Genomic DNA, 18,045 nt, shown 5'->3' with positions numbered 1-18,045 from the left:
GCCCGCGTGGGCTCTCAGGCGCGCGCCATCCGTGACGCGCCGATGAACTCCATGATCGCCTGGTTGACCTCGTTGGCGTGGGTCCACGGGGTGCCGTGCGGGGCGCCCTTCAAGGTGATCAGCTTCGCGTTGGGCAGCATCTGCCCCAACCGCTGCCCGGTCGCCGGATAGGGCAGCACCGCGTCCTTGTCGCCTTGGACGAGCAGCACGGGTACGTCGATCCGGGGCAGGTCGTTGCGGAAATCGGTCTGCCAGGCGTCCACGCAGTCGTGGGTGCCCTTGGCCGACGCCCGGACGCCGATCTCCCAGTGCCCCCGGAACGCCTCCTCGCTGACCCGCTTGCCCTTGTTCTCGTCATAGTTGAAGAAGGCCTGACAGAACTGGGTCATATAGGCGAACCGGTCGTTCAGGATCGCCTGCTGGAAGCCGTCGAAGAGACTCTTGTCGAGGCCCTCCGGGTTGTCCGGCGTCTTCAGCAGGAACGGCGCCAGCGGGGCCAGCTGCACCGCCCGGTCCACCCGGTTCGACCCGTACGAGCCCAGGTAGCGGGTGATCTCGCCGGTGCCCATCGAATGCCCGATCAGGATCGCGTTGCGCAGGTCCAGCTCGGTCATCAGCACGTCGAGGTCGGACGCGAAGGTGTCGTAGTCGTACCCGGTGGTCGGTTGGGCGGACGAGCCGAAGCCGCGCCGGTCGTAGGTGATCGTCCGGTATCCGGCGTTCAGCAGTGGGATGGTCACCTTCTCCCAGGTTGCCCCGTTGAACGGGAAACCGTGGATCAACACCACCGGCTGCCCGGAGCCGTGGTCCTCGTAGTACAGGTCGATGGGCGCGGAGTTCTCCGTGCCGACGGTGACGAAAGGCATGTCGGATCTCCTGAGCTGGGGTGCCGTGTCGGACCCCGGCGGATTCCCCGGCCGCCGTCGGTTATGCCCGCGGGTACGGCAGGTCCACCACCTGGTCGGCGGTCACCTCGGCGCCCGGCGCCCAGGTCTCGTAGATGCCCCGGTCGTGGCACTGCGCCCCGGTCACGGCCACCGCGTCCGGGTCCGGCCGGCGCAACCGCAGCCGCAGCCAGCCCGCCTCCTCCCGCAGCACGAGGCAGGGCACCCCACGCCAGGTGGCGTAGCGCAGCCGTCGAGCCGCCGACTCCACCGGGTACCGGGCCGCCCGGGTCATGGCCAGGACGCGGAAGCCGCCCGGCTGGTCGGCCACCGCCTCGTACTCGCTGCCGCCGTACGCGCCGACGAGCTGGGTGGAGCGGGGCGTGTCGCCGTTCGGCACGTACTCCTGATCGGGGGAGAGCCCGGGTACCGCGGACAGCAGGTGCCGCCACTGCGGGCCGACCATTCGCAGCCAGCCCCGCTGCTCCGCCTGGTAGGTATAGAGCACCACCTCCACCCCCTCCGCTGGGTAGGCGAGCAGCGCGGCGTTGGCCGGCATCGGCAGGTCGGCGAAGTCCCGGGTGATGAATTCCGGAATGAGCTGGGCGTTGCTCGGCACGAAGCCGGTACCGAGCACCGGCGGCCCGAGCCGGTCCCGGGGTGGTAGCGCGACCAGGCCCTGGTGCGCCGGTCCGGCCGGCACGTCGTAGTCGGTCGGGTCGGTGGCCCGCCAGCGCAGCGCGTACGCCACCTCGCCGCCCTCCCCGTCGCCGCGCAGCACCGCCAGCCCGGCCGGCGTACGCAGGTGCGCCACGTCGTGCTCCCGACAGCAGAAGCCGTGCGGCAGCCAGCCCCGCAGGTAGCCGGCGAGCTGGCGGGCGGACAGCACCTTCACCATCCGGGTACCCGGCCGGATCGCCGCCGAGCCGCGCACCGCCGCGAGCGTCGGGTCCCCGGCTGCCCCCGGCTGCTGGCTGAGCTGGTGCAGGTACGACCAACCGTGCTCGCGGTGCACCGGCATCAGCAGTGGCGCGTCCGCCTCCTCGGTCGGCGGCCTCCCGCCGTGCACCGCGCTCACCTCGGTCACGTGCACGAACTTCCGCCACGGATACGCCACCCCTGGCCGGGGCGCCCACTCGAAGCCGGGCACCTCCTCCGCGCTGAACAACTCGTACGCCGCGCCCCGGGCGATCTCCTCCGCCGGGTGGACGCGACCGTCGTACGTCACGTGCAGCCCGGTCCCGCTGGTCTGAGGGGTGACGATCACGAGCCGCACGGTAAGCGGAACAGATGTGTGGTGTGTGAACGCTCGGTGGCGGGCCGGGGAGTTCCCGCTTCAAAGGCGATAGAGCACCGCGCCGCCGATGTCCTCCCGGGTGATGCCGAGGCCGTCGACCGGCCGGCTGGGCACGCCCTCCCAGGGCGTACCGGGCAGGTAATCCGGTAGCACGAGCACGTCCTTCACGCCGATGCCGTGCAGGTACGCGATCGAGGTCTGGTCCGGGAAGGTGACGGTGGCCGCGCGGGTCTGCGCCTGGGTGGTCGGCTCGAATCCGGCCATGCCGTTGGCGATCCGTGGCCAGCCGTCGACCGTCCACATCATGTACTGAAGCTCGATCAGCCCGGTCGCGGGTAGTACCAGCAGCGGCTCGCGGGCCTGCGCGAACGCGGCTGGCGGCTGCGGCACCGGCGGGTGGGCGGTCTTGTTCACGCCCTCGCCGATCACAAGTAGCAGCGGGATGACCAGCGCGACGCGTGCCACGACGCGGCCGGCACCCTTGAGCATGCCCGCGTTGCGGGCCGCCTCGGTGACCGCGCCGGCAGCGAGGATGGCCAGCAGGAGGCTGGTCCAGATCATCAGCCGGCCCGGTGTGCGGAGCGCGTCCCAGCCGGGCAGGTGTTTGGAGAGCGTGAGGTAGCCGGGGTCGCCGTCGCCGCCCAGCGTCGCGCCCAGCCCGAGCAGTGCGGTGCCCATAGTGGCCACGGCCAGCATGATCCGGTGCCGAACCGAGAAGATCGAGAAGAACAGCCCGGCCGAGGCCAGCACGATCAGGCAGACGCCCGGCAGCAGCGCCATCTCCGGCGGCCACACGAGCTGCTCGCGGGCGGCGGCGTGCCGCTCGCCCCAGAACCACGACTCGCCGGGCGCGGTGAAGTATCCCTTCAGCGGCGGCGAGAACATGATCGTCCACTCCAGGCCACGCTTGCTGCCCGGGTTGAGCTCGTTGACCTTCAGGTACACCATCGCGATCGAGATCGTGACCAGCCCGAACAGCGAGCCGCCCACGAGGTCGGCGACGAGCAGCCTGCGCCCGAACGGCGGCCGGGCCTTCCTGCGCCACCACGACAACGCGTACGTGCCGGCGGCAACCAGGCAGACGCCGGCCAGGAAGTACACGAACGGCAGGCCGATGGCGAAGCCGAGGCTGACCTGCCACGCAGCGGTCAGCCAGCCGGCCACCACCCAGCCGGGCCGACGCTTGTCCGGCTGGTAGCCGCCGGTGAGCGACCAGCCGTGGCCGCGGGCCAGCATCGCGAGCGAGAGCGCGATCCCGCCGGTGGAGAGGATGTTCATGTGGCCGCCGTGCGCCAGCCGCCACGGCGAGAACGCCCACGCCACCCCGGCCACCGCCGCGCCCAGCCGGCCCGCGCCGAGCTGGCGGACCAGCGCGTACGCGCCGATGAACGCCAGCGCGTACAGCAGCACGTACAAGACGTTGTAGCGGACGATCGTCGCCTCGAGGCCGGAGCCGATGAAACCGGCCGGGGCGTAGCCGAGCAGCGTGTCCGTGTACGCGTACGTGTACCGCTCGGGATAGAACGTGTTCGAGTCCCACAGCGACAGCGGATCGGTCAGCAGTGCGTGCCCACCCCACGCGATCTGCCACGACTGCACGGTCGGGTCGCCGAGGTCACCCGGGATCGTGGACGCCGGGTGCTTCAGCGTCGGCCAGGTCAGCACCACCGCGAGCAGCAGGCCGCCGAGCACCGCGAGCGTCCACTCGTGCCGCAGCACCCGCCAGACGAGCGCGCGTCTCGGCCCGCCTTCCGGCTCGTCGGCGGTCTCGGGCGCGATCGCGGGCGCTGCGGATTCCATAGCAGTCGATGCTAGGTCAGGCGCCTATCCGGACGTGCACCACGCTGAACGCGTTCAGGTGCCAGCCGGGTACCCGGAACGGCCGCCAGCTCACCGCGACACCGTCGGCGCGGAAGACGTGTCGCACCTGGGCCAGCAGGGACGGGAAGTGGTTGCGGTGGTCGAGCGCGGTGACCACCTCGTACAGGTCGGCGATGCCCTGCCGGCGGGCGGCGAGACCGGAGGTGAGCGCCTTGCCCAACCGGTACACGACCCCCGGGTCGGTCGGGAGCAGGATCGTGACGGTGCCGCCGGGCGCGGCGACCCGGCGTATCTCGCGCAGTGCCGCGAACGGGTCGGTCAGGTGGTGCAGCAGGCAGGTCGCGATCACCCGGTCGAAACCGCCGCCCGGGTACGGCAGGTCGGACACGTCACAGGCCGCCACCTGTACGCGGGGATCCGCCGCCACCCGCTCGGTCGGGCGGGGCTGGCGCAGGTCGGTCAGCAGGTACTCGTCGAACTGGTGGCGCACGTACGGCACGTGCTCGCCGCAGTTGCCGCCCACCTCGAGCACCCGGGCGTACCGGACCTCCGGACCGTAGGGCGCCTCCATCGACCGGTGCAGGTAGCGCTCGAAGAACGACCCGTCCGCCGTCGCGGCCGTCGTGGAGTAGTGGTCCTCGTACCACCGGGTCAGCAGATCGTGCGCGTTCTGCCCGAGAGCGGTGCCGTCGCGTGGAGACATGGCAGTCCCTAGGGGCGAGGGGTGGCCGAATTCGTCCGAACGCTACCGGGTCGTACCAGGTGACGTACAAGCGGTGTGTGATGCTGGCCCCGATGACCGAGCAGACCGAAACCCGCAAGCAGCGGGCCGCCCGCCGGGCCGGGGAGTTCCCGCCCGCCCCCGAGGCGCTGCCCGTTTCCGTGCTGGACAGCCACACCCACCTGGACATCACCGTCGGCGAATACGGTGTACCCGGCGGCGGACCCGCCGACGACCCGGTCGGCGCCGCCATCGCGGTGGCCGCCGGTGTCGGGGTGGACCGGCTGGTCCAGGTCGGCGTGGACGTCGAGTCGTCCCGCTGGGGCGCCGACGTCGCCGAGCGTTACGGCGCTGTGCTGGCCACCGTGGCGCTGCACCCGAACGAGGCGCCCCGGCTGGCCGGCCTGGACGAGGCGCTGCGCGAGATCGAGTCCCTCGCCGCCCGCGACCGGGTACGCGGCGTCGGCGAGACCGGGATGGACTTCTTCCGTACCGGGGACGAGGGGCGGGCCGTGCAGGAGGAGAGCTTCCGGGCGCACATCGCCATCGCCAAGCGGTACGGCAAGACCCTCGTCATCCATGACCGGGACGCGCACGCCGACGTGCTGCGCATCCTCGACGACGAGGGCGCCCCCGACACCGTCGTCATGCACTGCTTCTCCGGCGACGCCGAGTTCGCCCGCCAGTGCGTACGCCGGGGGTACCTGCTCAGCTTCGCTGGCACGGTCACCTTCGGCAGTGCCGGGGCGCTCCGCGAGGCCGCCACCGTCACGCCGGTCGACCAACTGCTGGTGGAGACCGACGCCCCGTACCTGACCCCGATGCCGCACCGGGGCCGGCCCAACGCGTCGTACCTGATCCCGCTGACCGTCCGGTCCCTGGCCGAGGCCACCGGCACCGGACTCGACGCACTCTGCGCCGCCATCTCCGCCACCGGCAACCGCGCCTTCGGCCCGTGGTGAGAGGAGGGCCCCCTATCAAGGTGGCCCTCCTCTCACGTCAGCCGGTTTGGCCGCGTACGAGCAACCATTCCACGCCGTCGGCGACGTCGGTGATCACCTCGCGATCGCCGCTGCGCAGGTCGAGTACCTCCACCGCGTGCGGCGCGGGACCCCAGTAGTGCACCAGCACCGCGCCCTCGGCAATCGCCGAGACGAGCTCCCGGGACTGACCCCCGAGCGGGGCCCACTCGTCGCCGCCGACCGCCCGGCCCGACCGGACGTCCGCGTCCGGAACGGGCAACCGGAACCGGGCGCGAACCGAGCCGTCGGTCAGATCGACGCGGACCACGTCCCAAGGGGATGCGAGCGCGTGCCGCACGTGCATCACCTGGAACAACACGCTGGTTTCATCGGCGGCGAGCACTGGGAAGCCCGACAGCTCCTTGTCCGGCCCGAGTAGGTCGGATGTGTCGATCCGGACGTTACGGGTGGCGCCAGTGGCGTCGATGATCCGCAACTCGAACGGGTCACCGTCCGCACGCGTCCCGGTGGGCCCGAACACCGCTGCGCCGTCTCTGGTCACCCCCGCCAGCGGTCGCCGCTCGCCGGCCGGCAGCGTCACCGGCACCTCCCGCGCGTCCGCTGGCGACAGGAGCGCGGTGACGTCCTCGTAGCTGGCGTCGGCCAGGGCCGCCCAGCGGCTGTCCGCCGACCAGCCGACCACCCGCCGGGTTCCCGTCGGCAACATCCGGACGGCCGTGAGGTCACGCAGGACGTACCGACCCTCGGCGTCGGGGTAGGACAGCCATCGCCCGTCCGGCGACAGCGTCGGCACCCGGGGGGCCGTCGCTGACTTCGGCCCCGGTCCGGGAAGCTCGTACACCCGGCCGTCCTCGGTGACGAGCCGGGGGGCGCAGGATCGGGCGCACCGGCCGTACAGGACCGAGCCGGCGCCAACGGCCCGGTCGGTGGGCAGCGGCGTGGCCTTCCCGTCGTCCCTGCCCACGGTGGCCGGCAGCCACGGCAGGGGAACGGCCAGCGCGGGGCGGTCGGCGGCGACGATCGGCACGTCGCCACCGGATGGTGCCGTCGCCGCCACGACCCCGATCACGGCCAGCACCCCCGCCAGTGCCGCCACCGGCGCACCTTGCACCACCCGACGCCGACGGCGGGCCGCGCGCAACACCTGCCCGCCGACGTCGTAGCACGGCACCTCGGCGGCCGTCGTATGGAACAGCTCCCGCAGATCGTTCATGCCACAACCTCCAGTTCGGCGAGTTCGGGTGCGATGGCCCGCAGGCGGGCCAACGCGTGGTGGGTCTGACTCTTGACGGTGCCGACCGAGCAGCCGAGCAGGTCGGCGGTCTCCTGCACCGAACGGTCCTCGTAGAAGCGCAGCACCAGCAGCACCCGCTGACGGCTGGTCAGCCGGCCCAACGCCGCCCACAGGACCACCCGGCCGACCGTGTCGGCGGCGTCATCCGGCCGGGGCCGCTCCGGCATCTCCCCGACCGGGTCGATCCTCAGCCGGCGCCACCGGCGCCACCGGCTGGTGGCCTCGTTGACCATCACCCGCCGGACGTACGCCACCGGATCGTCGTAGCCGGAGATCCGGCGCCAGCGCACGGCGCTCTTCGTCAACGCGGACTGCAACAGGTCCTGGGCGTCGGCGTGGTTGCCGACCAGCAGATAGGCCAGCCGCGACAGGGTCGCAGTGTTGCTCCTGACGAACTCCGACAGGCCTTCGAAGGCATCCATCAGCGCCTCCTTTCGGACCTACACACGATCCACGCCCCCATCCGGTTGGTGGGTACGCCGCTTTCTGTCGGACCTGACCCGTCGGGCCGGGGCCACTGGCCGTAGGCTCTGGTTTCGTGACCGGTCTCCTCGGCCCGGCGGAGATCCGGGAGCTCGCCGCGCGTCTCGGCGTGACGCCGACCAAGAAGCTCGGCCAGAACTTCGTGCACGACCCGAACACGGTCCGCCGGATCGTCACCACCGCCGGCCTCGCCCCGGAAGACGTGGCGCTGGAGGTCGGCCCCGGGCTCGGCTCGCTCACCTTGGCCCTGCTGCCGGTGGCCGCGCACGTGCATGCCGTGGAACTCGACCCGGCGCTGGCCGCCGCGTTGCCGGAGACCGCAGCCCGGTTCGCCGGCCCGAACGCCGACCGGCTCACCGTGCACCCGGCCGACGCGCTGCGGGTCACCGCCGCCGACCTGGCCGACCCCGCCCCCACCGCGCTGGTAGCGAACCTGCCCTACAACGTGGCCGTGCCGGTGGTGCTGCACCTGCTCGCCGAGCTGCCCACCCTGCGCCACGGCCTGGTGATGGTGCAGAAGGAGGTAGCCGACCGGCTCGTCGCCGGTCCCGGCTCGAAGGTGTACGGCATCCCCTCGGTCAAGCTCGCCTGGTACGCACGGGCCAGGGCCGCCGGCAAGGTGCCGCCGAACGTGTTCTGGCCGGTGCCGAACGTCGACTCGGGGCTGGTCGCGTTCACCCGGCGCGAGCCGCCCCGCGTCGATGTGCCACGGCAGGCCGTCTTCGCGGTGATCGACGCGGCGTTCGCGCAGCGCCGCAAGACCCTCCGCGCCGCACTGGCCGGCTGGGCCGGCGGCGCCGACCGGGCCGCCGCGGCGCTCACCGCCGCCGGCGTCGACCCGAGCGCCCGCGGCGAGTCGCTGACCGTTGAGCAGTTCGCCGCCGTCGCCGCGTCGGCCCCGGCCGTTCCCGCCGTCGCCCAGTAGGCTGGCGCCGTTGCCCGACCCCGCCGAGGAGCTGATCGTGGAAAAGCCGTTCGACATCCGGCTGCGTGTCCGGGACATCGCCCGGTGACCGAGGCCTGGCGACCGGACGACGAGGAGGAGCAGCGGCGCGGGGCCAGCGGGCCGGTCAAGGTCCGGGTGCCCGCCAAGGTCAACCTGCACCTCGGGGTGGGGCCGCTGCGCCGCGACGGCTACCACGAGCTGAACACCGTCTACCACGCGATCTCCATCTATGACGAGCTGACCGCCCGCCGCGGCGACACCCTCACCCTCACCATGGAGGGTGAGGGCACCGGTGAGCTTGCCCTCGACGACACCAACCTGGTGATCCGGGCCGCCCACGCCCTCGCCGGCTACGCCGGCGTTCTGCCCCACGCCCGCCTGCACCTGCGCAAGCACATCCCCCTGGCGGGCGGGCTGGCCGGCGGCAGCGCCGACGCCGCCGCCGCGCTGGTCGCCTGTGACGCGCTCTGGGGCACCGGTCTGTCCCGCGACGAACTGGCCGGCATCGCCGCCGACCTCGGCTCCGACGTGCCGTTCCTGATCCACGGAGGCACCGCGCTGGGCACCGGCCGGGGGGAGGCGGTCAGCCCGGTGCTGGCCCGCCCCACCTCCTGGCACTGGGTGGTGGCGGTGGCCGATGGCGGCCTCTCCACCCCGGCCGCCTACCGGGAGCTGGACCGGCTGCGCGACGCCGGCACGGCCGGCGCACCGCTCGGCAGCACCGACGCGCTGCTCGCCGCGCTGCGCCAGCGCGACCCGAGGGTGCTCGCCGCAGCCCTCGGCAACGACCTGCAGGCCGCCGCGCTGGCCATGCGCCCGTCACTGGCCGACACCCTCAAGGCGGGGGAGTCGGCCGGCGCGCTCGTCGGCATCGTCTCCGGCTCCGGCCCGACCTGCGTCTTCCTCGCCACCGACGCGGCGGACGCCGAGCGGATCGCCGCCGAGCTGGCGGCCGCCGGGGTGTGCCGGGAGGCCCGCGTCGCCCACGGCCCGGTCGCCGGCGCCCGCATCGTCTGACTCCGCCTCGACGCGCCCTCCACATCCTCCGCACCGGGCGGCATGATCGACACGGTTTGCGGCAAGGTGTGGTCAAATCCGACGGCGAGACCACACCTTGCCGCAACCGGAGTTGATCATGCGGCCCGGGGGCGCGGGCCGGGCGCGGGGCGGAAGGCCGCGTACCCTGAGAAGCGGGCGTCCCCAGGTGCCGACCGCGGCACCGGGACGCCTTGATCATGAGAGGTGGGGGAGTGGCCAACATCGTCAACCTGGACCGGGTGTCCAAGGGGTACGGCGCCGCCGGGCCGCTGCTCACCGACGTCTCACTCGGCCTCGACGACGCCGACCGGGTCGGCGTGGTCGGCCTCAACGGCGCCGGCAAGTCCACCCTGCTGCGGCTGCTCACCCGCACCGAGGAACCCGACGACGGCCGCGTCACCCACCGCCGCGACCTGCGCGTGTCCTGGCTGCCGCAGAGCCTGCAGCTCGCGCCCGAGGCCACCGTCCGCGACGTCGTCCTCGGCACCGCCTGGCTCGGCGAGAGCATGGGCGCCGAGCACGAGTGGGCCGGCGACGCCGGCGTCCGGGCCATCCTCGACGGCCTCGGCATGCCCCACCTCGGCCTCGACGCGCCCGTCGGCCCGATGTCCGGCGGCGAGCGCCGCCGGGTCGCCCTCGCCGCGCTGCTGGTCCGCGACGCCGACCTGCTCATCCTCGACGAGCCCACCAACCACCTCGACGTCGGCGGCGTCGACTGGCTGGCCAAGCACCTGGTCACCCGCAAGGGCGCGCTCGTCGTGGTCACCCACGACCGGTGGTTCCTCGACGCCGTCTGCACCGCCACCTGGGAGGTCGCCGACCAGACCGTCCGGGCGTACGAGGGCGGCTTCGCCGCCTGGACCCTCGCCCGGGTCGAGCGGCAGCGGGTCGCCGCCGCCACCGAGGCCCGCCGGCAGAACCTGCTCCGCAAGGAGATCGCCTGGCTGCGCCGCGGCCCGCCCGCGCGTACCTCCAAGCCGAAGTTCCGCATCGACGCGGCCAACGCGCTCATCGACGACGTCCCGCCGCCGCGCGACACCATGTCGCTGCAGCGGCTCGCCACCGCCCGGCTCGGCAAGCAGGTGTACGACCTGGACCAGGTCACCCTGCACGCCGGCCCGAAGGAGATCCTGCACGACGTCACCTGGCAGGTCGGCCCCGGCGACCGGGTCGCCATCCTCGGGCGCAACGGCGCCGGCAAGACCACCCTGCTGCGGATGCTCGCCGGGATCACCCGCCCCGACGGCGGGCGGTTGGCCACCGGGCAGACCGTGCGACCCGCATTCCTCTCCCAGGAACTCGCCGAACTCCCCGGCCACCTGCGCGTCCTGGAGGCCGTCGAGGAGGTGGCCCGGCGGGTCCAGCTCGGCGACCGGGAGATCAGCGCGGCCCAGCTCGCCGAGATCTTCGGCTTCGACGACCGGCGGCTCTGGACCCCGGTCAGCGACCTCTCCGGCGGCGAGCGCCGGCGGCTGCAACTGCTCCGGCTGCTCGCCGGCGAGCCCAACGTGCTCCTCTTCGACGAGCCCACCAACGACCTGGACACCGACACCCTCGCCGCGCTGGAGGACCTGCTCGACTCCTGGCCCGGCACCATCGTCGTGGCCAGCCACGACCGGTACCTGATCGAACGGGTCACCGACGTGGCGTACGGGATGTTCGGCGACGGGCGGCTGGTGCACCTGCCCGGCGGGGTCGACGAGTACCTGGCCTGCGCCGCCGCCGGCCGAGGCCCGGCGCCCGCCGACCTCACCCCGGCGGCCGGTGCCCCGGCCCGTGAGGGCATGTCCGCCGCCGAGGTACGCAACGCGAAGAAGGAACTCGGCAAGCTGGAACGGCAGATCGCCAAGCTGGAACAGAAGGAGGCCGACCTGCTCGACCAGCTCGCCACGCACGCCACCGACTACGCCAGGGTCGCCGAGCTGGACGCCCAGCTGAAGGAGTTGCGGGCCGAGCGGGAACGCACCGAGGAGGCCTGGCTGGCCCTCGCCGAGGAGCTGCCGGCCGGCTGACCCCGCCCCCGGGTGGGGGGTGTGCGGCGTCACAACCCGTCGTGCGGGACAATCGCTGGCGACCCCTCATCCGAACGGTCTTGGAGACGCAGAGATGGCCCACACCCCCGTCAACCACCCCGCGCGGCCGGTCTACCGGGCGATCGGCGGGCTCGTTGGTCTGTACTTCGTCGTCTTCGGCGTGATCGGCACGATCACGACCGCCGGCAACGGGGCGTTCGCCCAGGACCAGACCCTCAAGGTCCTCGGCCAGGGCACCAACCTCGGATTCTCGTTGCTCTCGATCGTGCTCGGGGCCGCGATCCTGGCCGGCGTCGCGATCGGCCGCAACCTTGATGTCGCCATCAACCAGTGGCTCTCGTACGCGCTGATGGTCCTCGGCCTGGCCGAGCTGGCGTTCCTGCACACTGACGCCAACATCCTCAACTTCTCGATCATGACCGTGATCGTGGTGCTGACCCTCGCCATGGTGCTCCTGATGGCCGGGATGTACAGCAAGGTCGGCACCGAGGAGGAGAAGGAAGCCTGGCAGAAGGCCCGGCTCGTACTCTGACCCCCGTCCCGCCCCGAAAGGCCCGGCTCGTGCCGGGCCTTCGGCGTTTCCGAAGACGGGCACAGCCAGCGCGGGTGACAATCTCCACCAAATGCCCACATCGGCTGGAGGGTCCCATGGCGCATATCCCGGTGAACCACCCCGCACGGCCGGTCTATCGGGTCCTCGCCGGGCTCATCGGGGTCTACATCCTGGCGTTCGGCGTCTACGGGGTCGTCCTCACCTGGGACAAGGGCCTCTTCGGCCGAGGCAGCGACTGGGCACTCGGCCTCCGGACCAACCTGGCCTTCTCCCTGGTCTCCGTCGTCTTCGGCGCGTTCCTGCTGATCGGAGCGTCCCAGCGCGGAAACCTCGGCCACTACATGAACCTGACCGCCGGGGCGGTCTTCCTGTTCACCAGCCTGCTCATGATGTCCCTGCTCCAGACGTCGGCGAACTTCCTGAACTTCTCGATGTCCACCGTCATCGTGTCGATGCTGTTCGGGCTGGTCCTGCTCGGCACCGGGCTGTACGACAAGGTCGGTCCCCCCGAACACGGTGACGTCGAGCGCGAGCGCCGCCTACACCCGGTCGCCGAGCGCCATCGCTGACCGTCGGCCGCTCAGCCCGACCCGACGCCTCAGCCCGGCTTGCGCAACGTGATCAGACCCGGCTTCGCCTCCAGGTGCGACAGACCGTTCCAGGCCAGGTTCACCAGGTGCGCCGCCACCGTCTCCTTCCGCGGCCTGCGCACCTCCAGCCACCAGCGCCCGGTCAACGCCACCATGCCCACCAGCGCCTGCGAGTACAGCTCGGCCAGCTTCGGGTCGTAACCCCGGCTGGAGAACTCCGCGCCCAGGATGTGCTCCACCTGGTGCGCCACGTCGTTCATCACGCTGCTGAAGTTGCCCGTCGCCGACATCAGCGGCGACTCCCGAACCAGCACCCGGAACCCGCTGGTCTCCTCCTCTATGTACGTCAGCAGCGTCAACGCGGCCTGCTCCAGCAGTTCCCGTGGATGGCCTGCGGTCAGGGCGGTGGTGACCCGGTCCAGCAGCGACCGGACCTCCCGGTCCACCACCACCGCGTACAGCCCCTCCTTGCCGCCGAAGTGCTCGTACACCACCGGTTTGGAAACCTTGGCCCGGGCCGCCACCTCCTCGATCGAGGTGGCGTCGAACCCGCGCTCGGCGAAGATCTGCCGGGCGATCGAGATCAGCTGCTCGCGGCGCTGCGCCGCGGACATCCGTACCCGGGACGCGGGCTTCACCGCCGGGACGGCCCGCCGCCGAGCAGCGCCCGACCCCTTGCCCGGACCGTCGGTCATCTCGTCACCTCGCCGGCGCTCGGTGCCACCCTGCTGGGGGATCTGCCCGCTCATCGCGGCACCTCGCTGATCCGCGCGGGCGGATCGCCGGGCCGGCGGCACTGAAGCTCGGTCACCCGGCCATCCTGCCAGGCCGCCACGCCGCCGGCCGGCCGATCACCGCCCCGGCCCGGCCGCCCCGGTCCGCTCCGACGCCGCCAGCTTCGCGGAGAGGCGCTCCGGTTTCGGCCACCGGACCGCCCACGCCGCGCCGGTTTTCTCCAGCAGCCAGATCACCCGCGCCGACGGGTCGAGCTGGCCCCGCAGCACCCCGTGCCGCGCGCTGGTCGGCTCGGCATGGTGCAGGTTGTGCCAGCTCTCCCCGAACGAAAGCAGCGCTAGCGGCCAGAAGTTCGCGGCCCGATCCCCCTGGCGCATCGCGAACGGGCGCTCCCCGTAGACGTGACAGACCGAGTTGATCGCCCAGGTGACGTGGTGCAGCAACGCCACCCGGACCAGCCCGCCCCAGAAGAACGCGGTCAGCGCGCCCTGCCACGACCAGGTGAACAGCCCGCCCATCGCCGCCGGTACGAGCATCGAGATCGCCACCAGCGGCGGGAAGAGCCGGTCGACCCGCCGGGTGGCCGGATCGGCGAGCAGGTCCGGGGCGAACCGCTCGCGGTTGGACAGTTCCCGCTTGAACAGCCAGCCGATGTGCGCGTGGAACAGCCCGCGGGTCAGCCCGCGGACGCTCTCCCCGAACCGCCACGGCGAGTGCGGGTCGCCCTCCAGGTCGGAGAAGGCGTGGTGCCGGCGGTGATCGGCCACCCACTGGATGACCTCGCCCTGCACCGCGAACGAACCCGCCACCGCGAGCGCGGCGCGTAGCCACGGCTTCGCCTTGAACGAGCCGTGGGTGAAGTACCGGTGGTAGCCGACCGTGACGCCGAAGCCGGAGAGCAGGTACCAGAAGGTGGCCACGATGAGGTCGCTCCAGCCCAGCCAGCCGCCCCAGGCCATGGGGACGGCGGCGAGCAGGGCGAGGAACGGGACGACCACGAAGCCCCACAGGGCGATCAGGATGCCCCGGGACTGGTGGCCCTCGGTCAGCGGCTTGGGTCCGGTGTTCGGGCCGGTCAGGGCGGTCGACATGGCACCTCCCGGGAGGACTGGTTACGCCTACGTCACCGTAACCAGCGACCGGCCGGGCCGTATCGGACAGTTAGGATCACGAATGTCCCTCTGTCGTACGCCTGTTCTGCTGGTGTGAGGGCACGAAGTCGAAGCCCTGGCGGCGGGACGACCACCTGCAGTTCATCAACAGCGATCCGTGTTTCCACCCTAGGTGGGCGGGGCGGGCCGGCGGCATCCTCGCGCTCTTCCTGCGCTTCCTGGCAGCGTGCGGCATTGATCGAGGAGTGCCCACATACCGGGTGAGCATCCACGAGTCGGCCGACGCCGAGGCGGCCGTCCGTTGGTGGGTAGAGAAACTTGGGCTCCCCGCCGACCGCTTCATGCGCTCGACCATCAAGCGGCATGGGGTGGCTACGGCGCGTCGAAACACGGGCAGCGACTACCACGGCTGTCTGGTGATCAATGTGCCCGCGAGCCGTGAGCTCTACTGGCGGATCGAAGGGCTGGCTACCGAGATTTTCGCAGCCGCTGGGGGGACCGGGTCGGCGAGGGGCTGAGGTCGGGCAGAGCGGCGGCCAGATGCGGGCAACCTTGGAGCGGAGGCGAGGCGCTAAGCTGTGACGGACCCTTCGGCCGTGGTGTAATTGGCAACACCCGGGTCTTTGGTACCCGTGTTTCAGGTTCGAACCCTGGCGGCCGAGCAGTTTTCTGTTGCCGACGCCCCTTATTGGGGTATTCGGCAGCATCCACGGCGCTCTGGTTAGCATGGCCGCGAGAGTGTCGTCGTCCCGACGGGAGCCACGTCGTGCCCCAGACCCGCCTCCGCACCGTCGTCGTGCTTGCCGCCGGTGAGGGCAAGCGGATGAAGTCGGCCCTGCCCAAGGTGCTGCATCCGCTGCTTGGTCGTACCCTCCTCGGACATGTGCTGGCCGCGGCGGCGCCGCTGGCGGCGGACCGCACCGTGGTCGTGGTCGGCCACGGCGCCGACCAGGTTCGGGCGCACCTGGCCGAGGTCGCCCCGGAGGGCATCCCGGTGCTCCAGGAGCGGCAGCTCGGCACCGGGCACGCCGTCCGGATCGCGCTCGACGCGGTGCCGGACGTCGCCGGCACGGTGGTGGTGCTCAACGGAGACGTGCCGCTACTGCGGCCGGAGACCGTGGCGGCCCTGGTCGAGGCGCACGAGAGCGTGGGCGCGGCGGCCACCGTGCTCGCCGCCCAGGTGCCCGACCCGACCGGCCTGGGCCGGATCGTGCGCGACACCGAGGGCCGGCTGGAGCAGATCGTCGAGGAGCGCGACGCGACCCCGGAGCAGCGCGCGCTGCGGGAGATCAACGCGGGTATCTACGCGTTCGACGTGGCACGGCTGCGGGACGCGTTGGGCAAGCTCTCCACCGACAACGACCAGGGCGAGGAGTACCTGACCGACGTCTTCGGTCTGCTGCGGGACGCCGGCGAGCCGGTGGCGGTGCACTGCGCCCCGGACCACGTGGAGACGCTGGGCTGCAACGACCGGGTCGAGCTGGCCGGGCTGCGTCGGCTGCTGCGGGACCGGGTGAACGAGGGCTGGATGCGGACCGGGGTGAGCATTCTCGACCCGCACACCACCTGGATCGACGTGACGGTGACCGTCGAGCGGGACGCGGTGATCGACCAGAACACCCAGCTCCAGGGCGTCACGGTGGTCGGCGCGGGTGCGGTCGTCGGCCCGGACACCACGTTGGTCGACACCACGGTCGGTGCGGACGCCTGCGTGCTGCGCAGCCACGCCGTGGGCGCCGAGGTCGGTCCGCAGGCCAGCGTCGGGCCGTTCGCCTACCTGCGACCGGCCGCTCGGCTCGCCGAGAAGGCCAAGGTGGGCACGTTCGTCGAGGTGAAGAACTCCGAGGTGGGGGCGGGGGCCAAGGTGCCGCACCTGTCGTACGTGGGGGACGCGACGATCGGGGCGAAGGCGAACATCGGCGCGGCGACGATCTTCGTGAACTACGACGGCGTGAACAAGCACCACACCACGGTCGGGGAGGGCGCCTTCGTCGGCTGCGACACGAACCTGATCGCGCCGGTCGAGGTGGGTGCCGGGGCGTACGTGGCGGCGGGCAGCGCGATCAGCCAGGACGTGCCGCCGGGGGCGCTGGGGGTGACCCGGGCGCCGCAGCGCAGCATCGACGGCTGGGTGGCTCGCAAGCGGCCCGGCACGGTCTCGGCCGAGGCGGCGGAGCGCGCCCGGCGGGCCGCTGAGGATGCGTCGTAGGGAGCCGGGGCCGCAAGGGAAGGTGACTGAATCCACGAGGGTGCCGAGTCGGTGGGCGGCTCGGTGAACCCGGGAGATACTGCAACCGAACAGCCCCCGGCCGACGCCGCCGGGAACCGCCGACAAACGGGAGCAGACGGGCCCATGGGCAGCATCGTCGCCGAAAACCGCAAGAGCCTGATGCTCTTTTCCGGACGCGCTTTTCCGGAGCTGGCCACGGAGATCGGTGAGGTGCTCGGCGTCGCGCCGACGCCGGCCGACGCGTACGAGTTCGCCAACGGCGAGATCTTCGTCCGGTACAAGGACTCGGTGCGCGGTTCGGACGCCTTCGTGGTGCAGTCCGTGACGCACGGGGTCAACACCTGGGTCATGGAGACCCTGATCATGGTGGACGCGCTGAAGCGCGGCTCGGCGAAGCGGATCACCGTGGTCCTCCCGTTCTACCCGTACGCGCGGCAGGACAAGAAGCACCGGGGTCGGGAGCCGATCTCGGCGCGGCTGGTGGCCGACCTGCTGAAGACCGCGGGGGCGAACCGGATCCTGACGGTGGACCTGCACACCGCGCAGATCCAGGGCTTCTTCGACGGCCCGGTGGACCACCTCTTCGCGATGGACGTGCTGGCCGAGTACGTGGAGCACAAGTACGCGGGCCGGCCGATGACGGTGGTGGCGCCGGACTCGGGCCGGGTGCGGGTGGCGGAGCGCTGGACGGACCGGCTGGGCGGCTGTCCGCTGGCCTTCATCCACAAGACCCGGGACCCGCTGAAGCCGAACCAGGTGGTGGCGAACCGGGTGGTCGGTGAGGTCGAGGGCCGGGTCTGCCTGATCGTCGACGACATGATCGACACCGGTGGCACGATCGCCAAGGCCGCCGACATTCTGAAGGCTTCCGGCGCGGCGGATGTCGTGGTGGCGTCCACCCACGCGTTGTTGTCGGACCCGGCGACCGAGCGGCTGAAGAACAGCCCGATCAGCGAGGTCGTGGTGACCAATACGCTGCCGCTGCCGCCGGAGAAGCAGCTTGACAAGATCACCGTGCTGTCGATCGCGCCGCTGTTGGCCCGGGCGATCCGGGAGGTCTTCGACGACGGTTCGGTGACCACGCTTTTCGGTGGTCTGAGCTGAGGTGTCGCTTTCCCCACCGGCTGCCGTCAGAGGGCGGCCGGTGGTCGGGCGAGTCGGCTCTGACGGTGATACGGGGACTGCCGGCAGGCTCGGAATTCGCTCGGGTAGACTAGTGCGGTTGCCACGGCGAGGGTGCCCTGCGGGCCGCTGAATAAGCGCCGCACGGAGGCGCCGTCATCGACGCGGTGCTCCGGGCAGTCGACCATGACGCATGAGCCCCA

The 18,045-nt window shown here is 71.9% G+C and carries 16 protein-coding genes, 1 tRNA gene and 1 pseudogene; 10 read left to right on the top strand and 8 right to left on the bottom strand.

Annotated elements, in window-relative coordinates; genetic code table 11:
- Positions 1 to 14 precede the first annotated feature (14 nt).
- The 4 genes from AB0C02_RS00485 to AB0C02_RS00470 all read right to left on the bottom strand — a co-directional run bounded on the left by AB0C02_RS00485 (position 15) and on the right by AB0C02_RS00470 (position 4,705).
- Positions 15 to 866, bottom strand: coding sequence for an alpha/beta hydrolase (locus tag AB0C02_RS00485; RefSeq protein WP_357539583.1), 852 nt, complete (start codon positions 864 to 866; stop codon positions 15 to 17).
- A gap of 61 nt (positions 867 to 927) precedes the next feature.
- Positions 928 to 2,151, bottom strand: a complete 1,224-nt coding sequence (locus tag AB0C02_RS00480) for a hypothetical protein (RefSeq protein ID WP_357539582.1) — start codon at positions 2,149 to 2,151, stop codon at positions 928 to 930.
- Positions 2,152 to 2,220: 69 nt separating this feature from the next.
- Positions 2,221 to 3,981, bottom strand: coding sequence for a hypothetical protein (locus tag AB0C02_RS00475; protein ID WP_357539580.1), 1,761 nt, complete (start codon positions 3,979 to 3,981; stop codon positions 2,221 to 2,223).
- A 16-nt stretch (positions 3,982 to 3,997) separates the two neighbouring features.
- A complete protein-coding gene (locus tag AB0C02_RS00470) occupies positions 3,998 to 4,705 on the bottom strand; it encodes a class I SAM-dependent methyltransferase (RefSeq protein WP_357539578.1) in 708 nt (235 codons plus the stop codon).
- 80 nt (positions 4,706 to 4,785) lie between these two features.
- Here AB0C02_RS00470 and AB0C02_RS00465 point away from each other — a divergent pair, with 80 nt between their 5' ends.
- A complete protein-coding gene (locus AB0C02_RS00465; RefSeq protein WP_357540952.1) occupies positions 4,786 to 5,685 on the top strand; it encodes a TatD family hydrolase in 900 nt (299 codons plus the stop codon).
- Positions 5,686 to 5,722: 37 nt separating this feature from the next.
- On the opposite strand, the gene AB0C02_RS00460 is transcribed toward AB0C02_RS00465, so the two are convergent.
- Positions 5,723 to 6,919: a hypothetical protein gene (locus AB0C02_RS00460; protein WP_357539576.1), complete on the bottom strand. Its 1,197-nt coding sequence runs from the start codon at positions 6,917 to 6,919 to the stop codon at positions 5,723 to 5,725.
- A complete protein-coding gene (locus tag AB0C02_RS00455) occupies positions 6,916 to 7,422 on the bottom strand; it encodes a SigE family RNA polymerase sigma factor (RefSeq protein ID WP_357539574.1) in 507 nt (168 codons plus the stop codon). Before AB0C02_RS00455 ends, AB0C02_RS00460 begins: the two co-directional genes overlap by 4 nt.
- A 116-nt stretch (positions 7,423 to 7,538) precedes the next feature.
- On the opposite strand from AB0C02_RS00455, the gene rsmA reads away from it, so the two are divergent.
- The 5 genes from rsmA to AB0C02_RS00430 all read left to right on the top strand — a co-directional run bounded on the left by rsmA (position 7,539) and on the right by AB0C02_RS00430 (position 12,622).
- On the top strand, positions 7,539 to 8,408 hold the full coding sequence (rsmA, locus tag AB0C02_RS00450; RefSeq protein WP_357539572.1) for a 16S rRNA (adenine(1518)-N(6)/adenine(1519)-N(6))-dimethyltransferase RsmA: 870 nt from the start codon (positions 7,539 to 7,541) through the stop codon (positions 8,406 to 8,408).
- Positions 8,409 to 8,492: 84 nt separating this feature from the next.
- Positions 8,493 to 9,446 (top strand): 4-(cytidine 5'-diphospho)-2-C-methyl-D-erythritol kinase, encoded by a 954-nt coding sequence (locus AB0C02_RS00445; protein WP_357539570.1) that lies wholly within the window; start codon positions 8,493 to 8,495, stop codon positions 9,444 to 9,446.
- 233 nt (positions 9,447 to 9,679) lie between these two features.
- Positions 9,680 to 11,479, top strand: a complete 1,800-nt coding sequence (locus AB0C02_RS00440; RefSeq protein WP_357539568.1) for an ABC-F family ATP-binding cassette domain-containing protein — start codon at positions 9,680 to 9,682, stop codon at positions 11,477 to 11,479.
- Positions 11,480 to 11,573: 94 nt separating this feature from the next.
- Positions 11,574 to 12,032 (top strand): DUF4383 domain-containing protein, encoded by a 459-nt coding sequence (locus AB0C02_RS00435; RefSeq protein WP_357539566.1) that lies wholly within the window; start codon positions 11,574 to 11,576, stop codon positions 12,030 to 12,032.
- Positions 12,033 to 12,148: 116 nt separating this feature from the next.
- Complete coding sequence (locus AB0C02_RS00430) at positions 12,149 to 12,622, top strand: DUF4383 domain-containing protein (RefSeq protein WP_357539564.1); 474 nt, start codon at positions 12,149 to 12,151, stop codon at positions 12,620 to 12,622.
- 29 nt (positions 12,623 to 12,651) lie between these two features.
- Here the strand turns inward: AB0C02_RS00430 and AB0C02_RS00425 are convergent, their stop codons facing one another.
- Together AB0C02_RS00425 and AB0C02_RS00420 are read right to left on the bottom strand one after the other, a co-directional pair.
- Positions 12,652 to 13,338 (bottom strand): TetR/AcrR family transcriptional regulator, encoded by a 687-nt coding sequence (locus tag AB0C02_RS00425; protein ID WP_357540950.1) that lies wholly within the window; start codon positions 13,336 to 13,338, stop codon positions 12,652 to 12,654.
- 156 nt (positions 13,339 to 13,494) lie between these two features.
- Positions 13,495 to 14,469: an acyl-CoA desaturase gene (locus tag AB0C02_RS00420; RefSeq protein ID WP_357539562.1), complete on the bottom strand. Its 975-nt coding sequence runs from the start codon at positions 14,467 to 14,469 to the stop codon at positions 13,495 to 13,497.
- Positions 14,470 to 14,750: 281 nt separating this feature from the next.
- Between AB0C02_RS00420 and AB0C02_RS00415 the strand changes: the two genes are divergently transcribed.
- The 4 genes and pseudogenes from AB0C02_RS00415 to AB0C02_RS00400 all read left to right on the top strand — a co-directional run bounded on the left by AB0C02_RS00415 (position 14,751) and on the right by AB0C02_RS00400 (position 17,824).
- Entirely contained in the window at positions 14,751 to 15,008 is a 258-nt protein-coding gene (locus AB0C02_RS00415; RefSeq protein ID WP_357539560.1) for a hypothetical protein, read from the top strand.
- Positions 15,009 to 15,080: 72 nt separating this feature from the next.
- Positions 15,081 to 15,152, top strand: a tRNA-Gln gene (locus AB0C02_RS00410).
- Between the two features lie 104 nt (positions 15,153 to 15,256).
- Positions 15,257 to 16,789, top strand: a pseudogene (glmU, locus tag AB0C02_RS00405) (bifunctional UDP-N-acetylglucosamine diphosphorylase/glucosamine-1-phosphate N-acetyltransferase GlmU); the annotation flags it as partial.
- 54 nt (positions 16,790 to 16,843) lie between these two features.
- Complete coding sequence (locus AB0C02_RS00400; RefSeq protein WP_357540948.1) at positions 16,844 to 17,824, top strand: ribose-phosphate diphosphokinase; 981 nt, start codon at positions 16,844 to 16,846, stop codon at positions 17,822 to 17,824.
- The last annotated feature ends 221 nt before the right edge of the window (positions 17,825 to 18,045 follow it).

The sequence above is a fragment of the Micromonospora sp. NPDC048999 genome (assembly GCF_040649295.1).
In the GTDB taxonomy this organism is placed as follows: Bacteria; Actinomycetota; Actinomycetes; order Mycobacteriales; family Micromonosporaceae; genus Micromonospora.
The sequence above is the reverse complement of the archived record's forward strand: the minus strand, read 5'-3'. Positions and strand labels throughout refer to the sequence as shown.

Excerpts from the sequence above, each read along its gene's own strand:
- AB0C02_RS00430 (WP_357539564.1), top strand. The coding sequence starts at position 12,149 with ATGGCGCATATCCCGGTGAACCACCCCGCACGGCCGGTCTATCGGGTC.
- AB0C02_RS00425 (WP_357540950.1), bottom strand. The coding sequence starts at position 13,338 with ATGACCGACGGTCCGGGCAAGGGGTCGGGCGCTGCTCGGCGGCGGGCC.
- AB0C02_RS00465 (WP_357540952.1), top strand. The coding sequence starts at position 4,786 with ATGCTGGCCCCGATGACCGAGCAGACCGAAACCCGCAAGCAGCGGGCC.
- AB0C02_RS00420 (WP_357539562.1), bottom strand. The coding sequence starts at position 14,469 with ATGTCGACCGCCCTGACCGGCCCGAACACCGGACCCAAGCCGCTGACC.
- AB0C02_RS00485 (WP_357539583.1), bottom strand. The coding sequence starts at position 866 with ATGCCTTTCGTCACCGTCGGCACGGAGAACTCCGCGCCCATCGACCTG.
- AB0C02_RS00435 (WP_357539566.1), top strand. The coding sequence starts at position 11,574 with ATGGCCCACACCCCCGTCAACCACCCCGCGCGGCCGGTCTACCGGGCG.
- AB0C02_RS00400 (WP_357540948.1), top strand. The coding sequence starts at position 16,844 with ATGGGCAGCATCGTCGCCGAAAACCGCAAGAGCCTGATGCTCTTTTCC.
- AB0C02_RS00475 (WP_357539580.1), bottom strand. The coding sequence starts at position 3,981 with ATGGAATCCGCAGCGCCCGCGATCGCGCCCGAGACCGCCGACGAGCCG.
- AB0C02_RS00460 (WP_357539576.1), bottom strand. The coding sequence starts at position 6,919 with ATGAACGATCTGCGGGAGCTGTTCCATACGACGGCCGCCGAGGTGCCG.
- AB0C02_RS00470 (WP_357539578.1), bottom strand. The coding sequence starts at position 4,705 with ATGTCTCCACGCGACGGCACCGCTCTCGGGCAGAACGCGCACGATCTG.
- AB0C02_RS00455 (WP_357539574.1), bottom strand. The coding sequence starts at position 7,422 with ATGGATGCCTTCGAAGGCCTGTCGGAGTTCGTCAGGAGCAACACTGCG.